General features: G+C 58.4%; 9 protein-coding genes. 5 read left to right on the top strand and 4 right to left on the bottom strand.

Features of this window, described 5'->3' with window-relative positions; translation table 11 throughout:
* Together KHU33_RS17690 and KHU33_RS17685 are read left to right on the top strand one after the other, a co-directional pair.
* On the top strand, nucleotides 1–600 hold a 600-nt coding region (locus KHU33_RS17690), incomplete at its 5' end, for an amino acid synthesis family protein (protein WP_211465287.1).
* A gap of 120 nt (nucleotides 601–720) precedes the next feature.
* Nucleotides 721–918 (top strand): heavy-metal-associated domain-containing protein, encoded by a 198-nt coding sequence (locus KHU33_RS17685; RefSeq protein ID WP_211465286.1) that lies wholly within the window; start codon nucleotides 721–723, stop codon nucleotides 916–918.
* A gap of 835 nt (nucleotides 919–1,753) precedes the next feature.
* Here the strand turns inward: KHU33_RS17685 and KHU33_RS17680 are convergent.
* From KHU33_RS17680 to yjgA, 4 genes are read right to left on the bottom strand one after another with little or no spacing between them, the layout of a single operon-like run.
* Nucleotides 1,754–2,422: an alpha/beta hydrolase gene (locus KHU33_RS17680; protein WP_211465284.1), complete on the bottom strand. Its 669-nt coding sequence runs from the start codon at nucleotides 2,420–2,422 to the stop codon at nucleotides 1,754–1,756.
* A 49-nt stretch (nucleotides 2,423–2,471) separates the two neighbouring features.
* Nucleotides 2,472–3,482: a TRAP transporter substrate-binding protein gene (locus tag KHU33_RS17675; protein WP_211465282.1), complete on the bottom strand. Its 1,011-nt coding sequence runs from the start codon at nucleotides 3,480–3,482 to the stop codon at nucleotides 2,472–2,474.
* Nucleotides 3,483–3,524: 42 nt separating this feature from the next.
* On the bottom strand, nucleotides 3,525–4,142 hold the full coding sequence (mog, locus tag KHU33_RS17670; RefSeq protein WP_211465280.1) for a molybdopterin adenylyltransferase: 618 nt from the start codon (nucleotides 4,140–4,142) through the stop codon (nucleotides 3,525–3,527).
* Nucleotides 4,129–4,737 carry a ribosome biogenesis factor YjgA gene (gene yjgA, locus KHU33_RS17665; protein WP_211465278.1) on the bottom strand — a complete coding sequence of 203 codons (609 nt, stop codon included), beginning with the start codon at nucleotides 4,735–4,737 and terminating at the stop codon, nucleotides 4,129–4,131. Before yjgA ends, mog begins: the two co-directional genes overlap by 14 nt.
* 76 nt (nucleotides 4,738–4,813) lie before the next feature.
* Here yjgA and pmbA point away from each other — a divergent pair, with 76 nt between their 5' ends.
* From pmbA to KHU33_RS17650, 3 genes are all read left to right on the top strand, one after another.
* A complete protein-coding gene (gene pmbA / locus KHU33_RS17660; RefSeq protein ID WP_211465277.1) occupies nucleotides 4,814–6,178 on the top strand; it encodes a metalloprotease PmbA in 1,365 nt (454 codons plus the stop codon).
* A gap of 441 nt (nucleotides 6,179–6,619) precedes the next feature.
* Nucleotides 6,620–8,170 carry a sugar ABC transporter ATP-binding protein gene (locus tag KHU33_RS17655; RefSeq protein ID WP_211465275.1) on the top strand — a complete coding sequence of 517 codons (1,551 nt, stop codon included), beginning with the start codon at nucleotides 6,620–6,622 and terminating at the stop codon, nucleotides 8,168–8,170.
* Between the two features lie 47 nt (nucleotides 8,171–8,217).
* Nucleotides 8,218–9,216, top strand: coding sequence for an ABC transporter permease subunit (locus KHU33_RS17650; protein ID WP_230414352.1), 999 nt, complete (start codon nucleotides 8,218–8,220; stop codon nucleotides 9,214–9,216).
* The last annotated feature ends 44 nt before the right edge of the window (nucleotides 9,217–9,260 follow it).

The raw sequence follows: 9,260 nt of genomic DNA, 5'->3' as shown, positions 1-9,260 counted from the left end.
AAACCAGCAAATTTCCAGAATTATCATATCCGCAAGTGGTACACCCAGATCGACGACACCTTGGCCAATGAAAACGGAGTGCTGGCCGACGGCAGCTTGCTGCGCAAGATCGTGATCGCCGCCGCCGTCCACAATCCCTACGCTGGGCGTTTCAGTGAAAACCTGGACTTGATCCTGGCCAATTCGCCGGCGCTGGGCCATGAGTTCGGCCGCCGCATCGTCGCCGCCCTGGGCCAGGATCAGGTGGAAAGCTACGGCAAGGCTTGCATCGTCGGCATCGGCGGCGAATACGAGCACGGCAACGCCTTCCTGACGCCAGCCATGGTGATGCCGATCCGCGAGGCAATCGGCGGCGGCAAGGCCTGGATCCCGTCGTCCGGCAAGCGTGGCGTGCCCGGTACCGAACTGGATATTCCGCTGGCGCATAAAAATGCCTTGTATGTGCCGTCGCACTACGACACCGTGACTACCCAGTTTTTCGATGCGCCGAATCCCGATGAAATCGTGGTGGCGTTTGCAGTAGCGACCCGCGGTCGCCTGCACGCACGTCTGGGCGGTTTGAAAGCCAGTGAAATCGAGGGCAAGAACGGCTTGAACTAAGCCGCCTGCGAGGCGCACCGGTGCACTTTGAACATTTGATTTTTGCGTTTTTCCAGTAGAGCTTGACCTTGCTACGATGGGAAGGTTTATAGTTGTAAGCAGTAACCAATGGAGCAAGAAATGATCGAATTCAATGTGCAGGACATGACCTGCGGCCACTGCGCCGGCCGCATCACCAAAGCCATCCACGGTGTCGATGCAAGCGCCAGGGTGGATATCAAGATAGAAGGGCGGACTGTGTCGGTTGAGAGCAAGGCGACGGCCGACGAGTTGGCTGACGCTATCAGGGAAGCAGGTTATGCGCCGCAGTTGTTGTGATGTTTAATTGAGTGATTCGCCTTCTTGCGGAGGTAGGGGCCGAGCATCACAAATTAAAAGATTTCTTTATCTGCCAGCACACGGCCATACTGAACTGTTGGTGCGTCGGCGCAACGTTGTTAGCATTGATCCAAATGTCACCGTCATACCTGCGGTGGCTATCTTAATATCTGATTGTTATCAAAAAGACAGTAAAATACCGAGTGGCGCAATCTTTCTATGACCTTGTTTGAATTATTGGGAAAGGCACAAATGAAAAGATTAAAGACATGGGGATTTGTCGTTCTGCTACTTCTGATTGGCAGTGTTTTAGTTGTATTCGCTGATCCGGCTTTACGCTCGCTAATTCTCCATTAGCGAGCGATGTGGGGCGCTAAGATTTGACGTAAATATTCTTAGATAGCAAATAAATGGTTGAAAATACAACATTTCTTGTTAAGTTTAGGCAGGCAAATTTTTGCCGGATTTAATGAGGATGTGTGAAATGAATGAGTTAAATTGTGAAGTGCCGAAAGGCGGGATCCGAGAACTGACTATGGAGGAAGTGTGTGAAGTAAGCGGAGCTGGTCCCAGCATGATAATTTGGGCGCCAATTTTCTACATCAATAGTGCAATAATTGCAATGTTGCATAGGAAGTAGTCAATAAGGCCAAGTACAAGTGGAGAAAAATTTCATCACGAAATGCTTGGCCTTGCTGCCGTAATCTAATAGACCATCGGGTAATTACGGCAGGTCTGGCAACGGCGATCAGATGAGGGATTCGTACGCAACAGCAAGTTTGGTGTTTTGGCCCGCATAGCAAAGCGGGCTTTTTGTTGCGCGCAGTGCTCTGTTTTAAGCCAGCACGCGGCGCAACCAGTTACCAATATCGGCAACTTCTTCCGCACACACCGAGTGCGGCATCATGTATTCATGCCATTCCACCTGATAGCCGAGTTGTTTCAGCAAATCGCGCGATTTTTCTGCGCGGTCGACCTGCACCACTGGATCAACCCGGCCGTGGGCCTGGAAAATCGGCGTGTGCTGATTGGCGGCGTTGCGTTCCGCATCGGTCTTGTCGCTTAGCGGCAGGTAGCCGGACAGGCACATCAGGCCGGCCAGCTTGTGCGGATAGCGTAAACCGGTTTGCAGCGCCATCGCGCAACCTTGCGAAAAACCGGCGACGACGATTTTGTCGGCCGCAATCCCGAGCGCGATCTGTTGCGCGATCAAGGCTTCGATTTCAATTTGCGATTTGCGCAGGCCGGCTTCGTCTTCACGGCGTGTCAGGTCGGTGGCCAGGATGTCGTACCAGGCCGGCATCACGTAGCCGTTGTTGATGGTCACCGGCATGCTTGGCGCACTCGGGAACACGAAACGGATGCCGGGGCAGCCGCTCAGATCCAGCTCCTTGACGATAGGGACAAAATCGGAGCCGTCGGCGCCGAGACCGTGCATCCAGATCACGGCTGCGGTGGGGGGGGCAGAGGTGGAGATTTCCAGGGTTTCCAGAGTGCTTGACATGAGATGTTCCGGGTGTGAAGTGACTAATTAATCGGCGAGGACTGTCGGTTTATTGGGGCGCGCCCTTGAGGCACTGGCCGACGATAGCGGCGGCATTGGCCTTTTGCTGCCAGGCCGAGACCTGGCTTCTTGCTGCATTGCGCAGGCCGTCTTGTATTTCTTGCGCCGGCGTCAGGTTCAGCGTCATTTTATGCTCGCGCATGCGGGCGTAGTTGCTTGCGATGCGATCCTTGACCTTGCTCCAGGAGCTTGCCGCGGTGCGCTGGGCGGCCTCGGTCAGCAGCGCTTGCTGTTCCGGTTTCAACTGCTGCCAGACATCCTGGTTGATGACGGTGTAGCTGAGCGGGATCGAGTAGCTGACAGCGCTGAAATTGCCCAACTGGTCCCACAGGCGGTTACCGGCGCCGCCGTCGCCCGACGATAGCACCGCGTTCAGTTCGCCGGCAGCCAGCTTGGGCGGGACCGCCGAAAACGGCAGATTCACGCTTTGCGCGCCGACCTGCTCAAATACCGCGCGGCTGTTCTCGTCATAGGTGCGAATCCGCAGCGCCCGCACGGCTGCCAGGTCAGTCAACGGCGTTGCCGACCAGATGCCGGACGGCGGCCACGGCGTGACGTACAGCAGATGCGCGTTGAGCTTGCGCAAATGCTGCTCAACCTCTGGCTGAGCGCAACTCGCGAGCGCTTTGGCGTCTTCAAAACTATTGGCCGTGAACGGCAGCGAAGACAGCAGGAAGAACGGATCGCTGGCGCCGATGATGCCGGCAAACAGCGTCGCCATCTCGACCTTGCCGTCGCTCAGCGCGCTGACCTGGGCGCCGCCCTTGAACGGGTTCTGTGCTTCCTGTTCGGTGGCGACGATAAGCGTGTCGCCGGCTAATTGCTTGACGCTGGCGGCAAACTGCAAATCGGCGGCGGCGGTGATCGAGCTTGCCGGATATTCGTTGATCAGGTGCAGGGTCCGGGTTTGCGCCTGCAGAGGCGGGGTCAGCACCAACGTCAATAGCGGCAGGAGTAAGGCTTGGGCGAGGCGAGGTTTGGAGACGGCCGCTGGCAACATGGATGCTGTCCGCTGAAAAAAGGTTGGATGAGGAAGCTTGGTCTATGCCGGTTTGATCGCTGACTTTGGCCGGAACGCCTTGCAGATAGCCTCGTTGGTTTCGATATACGGGCCGCCGATCAGGTCGACGCAGTAAGGAATCGCAGCGAAGATGCCGGATACCTTTTGCTTGCCGTCGGCATCTTTCAAGCCTTCAAGAGTTTCCTTGATGGCTTTCGGCTGCCCGGGCAGGTTCAGGATCAATGCCGCGTGATCCGCAGTTTCGCGGATCACGGCCACTTGCCGCGACAGGATGGCGGTGGGCACGAACTGCAGGCTGATTTGCCGCATCTGTTCGCCAAAACCAGGCATTTCCTTGGTCGCCACAGCCAGCGTGGCTTCCGGTGTAACGTCGCGCCGGGCCGGGCCGGTGCCGCCGGTGGTCAGCACCAGGTCGCAACGGTGCTGGTCTGCCAGTTCGATCAGGGTTTGTTCGATCAGCGCGCGTTCGTCGGCGATCAGGCGGGTTTCGACTTGCCATGGACTGGTGAGCGCAGCCGCCAGCCAGTCTTGCAGGGCAGGGATGCCTTGATCCTGGTAAACGCCGGCACTGGCGCGATCAGAGATCGACACCAGGCCGATCTTCAAACTTTGCTTCGATCCAGGACTAGTTGTGCTCATCTTGCTGGTCTTCGTCATCGGCTTCGTCATCGCCCTTGCCATCCCGGTCGGCTGAGGGTTTTTGCAATTGTTTCAGCAGCTGGAAAATTTCGCGATAAGCCTTGGGCGGCTTGTTCTCGGCCTGTTCCTTGCGGGCATTGCGGATCAAGGTGCGGATGTGCTGCACGTCCAGTTCCGGGTGATGCGCCAGCAATTCGGTCAGCGCGCTATCGTCCTTCAGCAGGCGGTCGCGGTGGCGTTCCAGCGCATGCATGGCGGCGGTGTCGGCTTTCGACAGGCCTCTCCAGCTATCCAGGGTTTTCTGGATTTCGGCGATTTCGTGCGGTTCCAGCGTGCGCATTTTCTTGCCCACGTACTGGGTCTGGCGGCGGCGTCCTTCGTGATCCTTGATCTGCTGGCATTCGAGGATGGCGTCGCGCACATCTTCCGGCATCGGCACCCGCTTGACGCGGTCGCGCGATTCGGCGATCAGCTCTTCGCCGAGCTTCTGCAACGCAGTCATCTCACGCTTGAGCTGGGACTTGGAGGGACGATCGTATTCTTGTTCGAACTCGCTGGACTGAAAGCCGCAGGAGCCCCGATTGGGATTTGGCATGATGTTAAGGGTACTTCCATACTGTAAACGACTGCTATGATAACCGTTTTATACCTTATTCAAAGAAAACCGACCCATGAGCGACTCCGTATTTATCCATAGTCAAGAGCAATTGCAACAGCTGGCGCAGGATGTCTTGCGTTATGCGCGGGAAAAAGGCGCTTCCGGCGCCGCCGTCGAAATCAGCGAAGGCAGCGGTTTATCGGTGGGTGTGCGCAAGGGCAGCGTCGAAACGATCGAGCAAAACAAGGACAAGGGCATGGGCGTCACCGTCTATCTTGGCGAGGAGGGTCATACCCGGCACGGCAACGCCAACACTTCCGATTTTTCGGCCAAGGCGCTGCAAGACACGGTCGAAGCGGCCTACAACATCGCCCGCTTTACCGCCGAAGACGATTGCGCCGGCTTGCCGGATGTTGATACTTTGGAAATGGATCCGCTGGATTTGAAACTGTGTTCGCCGTGGCTGATCTCGGCGGAAGAGGCGGTGGAACTGGCAAAACGTTGCGAAGCGGCGGCATTTGCCGTCGACAAGCGCATCACCAACAGCGAAGGCGCCGGCGTGTATGCCCAGCAATCGCACTTTGTCTGCGCGAATTCACGCGGTTTCATGGGCGGCTATCCGTTCTCGCGTCACACCATTTCGGTCGCGCCTATCGCCGGCAAGGGCGGCAACATGCAGCGCGACGACTGGTATTCGTCGATGCGCGATCCCCAGCAGCTGGCCAAGCCGGAAGCGATCGGTCGTTACGCTGCTGAGCGTGCATTGGCGCGCCTGAACGCACGCCAGCTCGATACCCGCAAATGTCCGGTGCTGTTCGAAGCGCCGCTGGCGGCCGGTTTGCTGGGGGCTTTCGTGCAGGCGGTGTCGGGCGGCGCGCTGTATCGCAAATCGACTTTCCTGCTGGATACCCTGGGCAAATCGGTATTTGCGCCGCATGTCCAGATCGTGGAAGACCCGCACGTCATCGGCGCGGTCGGTTCGGCGCCTTTCGACGAGGAAGGCGTCAAGACCCAGCGCCGCGACGTGGTCAAGGATGGCGTGGTGCAGGGTTACTTCCTGTCGACCTATTCGGCGCGCAAGCTGGGCATGAAAACCACCGGCAATTCCGGCGGCTCGCATAACCTGAGCATGACTTCTTCGCTCACCAAGTCCTCGGATAATTTCAAGGCGATGCTGAAGAAGCTCGATACCGGCTTGCTGGTGACCGAATTGATGGGGCAGGGCGTGAACTACGTCACCGGCGATTATTCGCGCGGCGCCTCCGGTTATTGGGTGGAAAAGGGCGTGATCCAGTACCCGGTCGAGGAAATCACGATTGCCGGCAATATGAAAGACATGCTGGCGCAGATCGTCGCCATCGGCGCCGATACGCTGATCCGCGGCACCAAGCAGACCGGTTCGGTGCTGATTGAAAGCATGACCGTGGCCGGCAACTGATCCGTTCCGATGCCCCGCGCCAGGCGGTTTTAGCTGGCAAGCGACACCTCCTTCGTGGAGGTGTTTTTTTGTCCTGATCGCTTGCATTGTCTAAATATCAAAAAAAGCAAGCGCTTGCGCAAGCGCTTGCTTTCATCTAATATTGACCGCAAATCAGGGCGCGAACCGTATTCCGGTGCTTATGCGGCCTAGGTAAAAGATAAAGACGCAAGGAGACAAAATGAAAATCCCGCATCCAAACGAGGCACTACGCTCTCGCCCCACATTCTGCTCAAGAATCGATATTGAACGGTCGCTCTCGGCAAGATGCTTGCTGGCGGCGGCTTCCTGATCGGTTTGCAATATCTTCATCTGCTTATTTAGCTGCTTCCACAAACTGTTTTATCGATTTGATGAGTTTTGAAAAAAAACTGATCGGTCAGTCAAAGCGAGGGGCTGTTCATGAAACCTGAACCAGGCGCAACACCAATCCTTGAGATGCGCGGCATCTCCAAGACCTTCAGCGGCTTGCGGGTACTGAAAGAGGTCGATCTGACCGTGTTTGCCGGCGAAGTGCATGCCTTGATGGGCGAGAACGGCGCCGGCAAGTCGACCTTGATGAAAGTCTTGTCCGGCGCCCACCAGGCCGACGCCGGCGGCGAAATCCGCATCGACGGCCGGCGCGTGCACAGCTACGGTCCGCGTGCCGCCAAGGAACATGGCGTCGCCGTCATCTATCAGGAGCTGAGCCTGTGCCCCAATCTGAGCGTGGCGGAAAACATTTATCTCGGCCGCGAGCTACGAGGACGGAGCTGGACCGTCGACCGCAAGGCGATGGAAGCGGGATGCGTCGATGTGCTGAACCGCCTGGGCGCCGATTTCAAGCCGCAGACCAAGGTCAGCAGCTTGTCCATCGCCGAGCGCCAGTTGGTGGAAATTGCCCGCGCGATCCACGCCCACGCCAGGATCCTGGTGATGGACGAACCCACTACGCCGTTGTCTTCGCGTGAGACTGATCGTTTGTTCGCATTGATCCGGCAGTTGCGCCAGGAAGGCCTGGCGATCGTCTACATCAGCCATCGCATGGCTGAAATCTACGAACTCTCAGACCGGGTTTCGGTGCTGCGCGACGGCAAGCACGTCGGCATGCTGGCGCGTGAGGAATTGTCGGCCGAGGCCTTGGTGAAAATGATGGTGGGGCGCGATCTGTCCGGTTTCTACAAGAAAGAACATGCGCCCTATGATCCCGGCAATGTTGTCATGCGGGTGCGCGACATGGCCGATGGCGGCCGCGTAAGAGGCTGCAGCTTCGATCTGCATGCGGGCGAGGTGCTGGGCATCGCCGGCCTGGTCGGCGCCGGCCGTACCGAACTGGCGCGCCTGATTTTTGCCGCCGATCCGCGCATTTCCGGCACGCTGGAAGTGGCCGGCAAGGCAGTCGCCGTGCTGCGCGGTCCGGTCGATGCGATTCGTGCCGGCGTGGTGTACCTGACCGAGGATCGTAAATCGCAGGGTTTGTTTCTGGACATGAGCGTGCGCGACAACATCAACGTCTGCGCCTGCGTGCCCGACGCCGGTTATGGCGGCGTGCTGGACCGCCGCCGCGGTGCGCAACGCGCCAGCGCGGCGATCAAATCGCTGGCGATCCGGGTGGCCTCGCCCAACATCAATGTCGGCGCGCTGTCCGGCGGCAATCAGCAGAAGGTATTGCTGGCGCGCTTGCTGGAAATCAAGCCGCATGTGCTGATCCTGGATGAGCCGACGCGCGGCGTCGACATCGGCGCCAAGTCGGAAATTTACCGGATCATCAACGAGCTGGCGCTGGCGGGTATCGGCGTGGTGGTGATCTCCAGCGAACTGCCGGAAATCGTCGGCACCTCGGACCGGGTGCTGGTGATGCGCGAAGGACAACTGGTGGCAGAGCTGGGCGGCCATTCCGGGCGCGAAATCACTCAGGAAAACATTATCGAACTGGCGACCGGCGCCCAGCAGGTGGAACCGCAAGCTGCCTGAACGGCGGGATTGACATCATGGATCAGAACAGCAAGGAGACAAAAATCATGGAATTAAGCAGCCAAAGCAGTAGCGGCGTCACCGCCGTCGCAATCGGCAAACGCGAACAAATGCGCAATCTGCTGCGCACGGTCGGCATGCTGCCGGTGCTGCTGTTGCTGATCCTGGGTTTTGCCCTGATGAGTGAAAACTTCTTCACGGTGCAGAACCTGTCGATCATCACGCAGCAGGCTTCAGTAAATATCGTCCTGGCCGCCGGCATGACCTTCGTGATCCTGACCGCCGGCATCGATCTGTCGGTCGGCGCGATTCTGGCGGCGTCGGCAGTGGTGGCCATGCTGGCTTCGCTGTCGCCGCAGTTCGGCATGCTGGGGATTGCCGCCGGCATCGGTTTCGGCCTGTTGCTGGGCTTGACCAACGGCATCCTGATCGCTTTCATGCGCCTGCCGCCGTTCATCGTCACGCTCGGCGCCTTGACTGCGATGCGCGGCCTGGCGCGTTTGCTGGCGGATGACAAGACGGTGTTCAATCCGGAATTGCCGTTCGCATTCATCGGCAACGATTCGGTGCTGGGCGTACCTTGGCTGGTCATTATCGCCTTGCTGGTGGTGGCGGTTTCCTGGTTCATCCTGCGCCGTACCGTGATCGGCGTGCAGATCTATGCGGTCGGCGGCAATCACGAGGCGGCACGGTTGTCGGGGATCAAGGTGTGGAAGGTGCTGCTGTTCGTGTATGCAGTGTCCGGCTTGCTGGCCGGCCTGGGTGCGGTGATGACGGCGTCGCGCCTGTCCGCTGCCAACGGCCTGCAACTGGGGCAGTCTTATGAACTGGATGCGATCGCCGCGGTAATCCTGGGCGGCACCAGTTTTACCGGCGGCGTCGGCTCCATCGCCGGCACCCTGATCGGTGCGCTGATCATCGCGGTGCTGACCAACGGCCTGGTGCTGCTGGGGGTTTCCGATATCTGGCAATACATCATCAAGGGCATCGTGATCATCGGCGCGGTGGCGCTCGACCGTTACCGGCAATCGGGTGCGCGTACATAAAGCATCTTTGCTTTTGTTGTCATTCCCGCGAACGCGGGGATCCA

It is taken from the genome of Collimonas silvisoli (assembly GCF_018305005.1).
GTDB classification, from domain to species: Bacteria; Pseudomonadota; Gammaproteobacteria; order Burkholderiales; family Burkholderiaceae_D; genus Collimonas; species Collimonas silvisoli.
The sequence above is the reverse complement of the archived record's forward strand: the minus strand, read 5'-3'. Positions and strand labels throughout refer to the sequence as shown.

What these genes read in the sequence shown, in the direction of transcription:
- KHU33_RS17685 (WP_211465286.1), top strand. Translation starts at nt 721, where the DNA reads ATGATCGAATTCAATGTGCAGGACATGACCTGCGGCCACTGCGCCGGC.
- KHU33_RS17680 (WP_211465284.1), bottom strand. Translation starts at nt 2,422, where the DNA reads ATGTCAAGCACTCTGGAAACCCTGGAAATCTCCACCTCTGCCCCCCCC.
- KHU33_RS17675 (WP_211465282.1), bottom strand. Translation starts at nt 3,482, where the DNA reads ATGTTGCCAGCGGCCGTCTCCAAACCTCGCCTCGCCCAAGCCTTACTC.
- mog (WP_211465280.1), bottom strand. Translation starts at nt 4,142, where the DNA reads ATGAGCACAACTAGTCCTGGATCGAAGCAAAGTTTGAAGATCGGCCTG.
- yjgA (WP_211465278.1), bottom strand. Translation starts at nt 4,737, where the DNA reads ATGCCAAATCCCAATCGGGGCTCCTGCGGCTTTCAGTCCAGCGAGTTC.
- pmbA (WP_211465277.1), top strand. Translation starts at nt 4,814, where the DNA reads ATGAGCGACTCCGTATTTATCCATAGTCAAGAGCAATTGCAACAGCTG.
- KHU33_RS17655 (WP_211465275.1), top strand. Translation starts at nt 6,620, where the DNA reads ATGAAACCTGAACCAGGCGCAACACCAATCCTTGAGATGCGCGGCATC.
- KHU33_RS17650 (WP_230414352.1), top strand. Translation starts at nt 8,218, where the DNA reads ATGGAATTAAGCAGCCAAAGCAGTAGCGGCGTCACCGCCGTCGCAATC.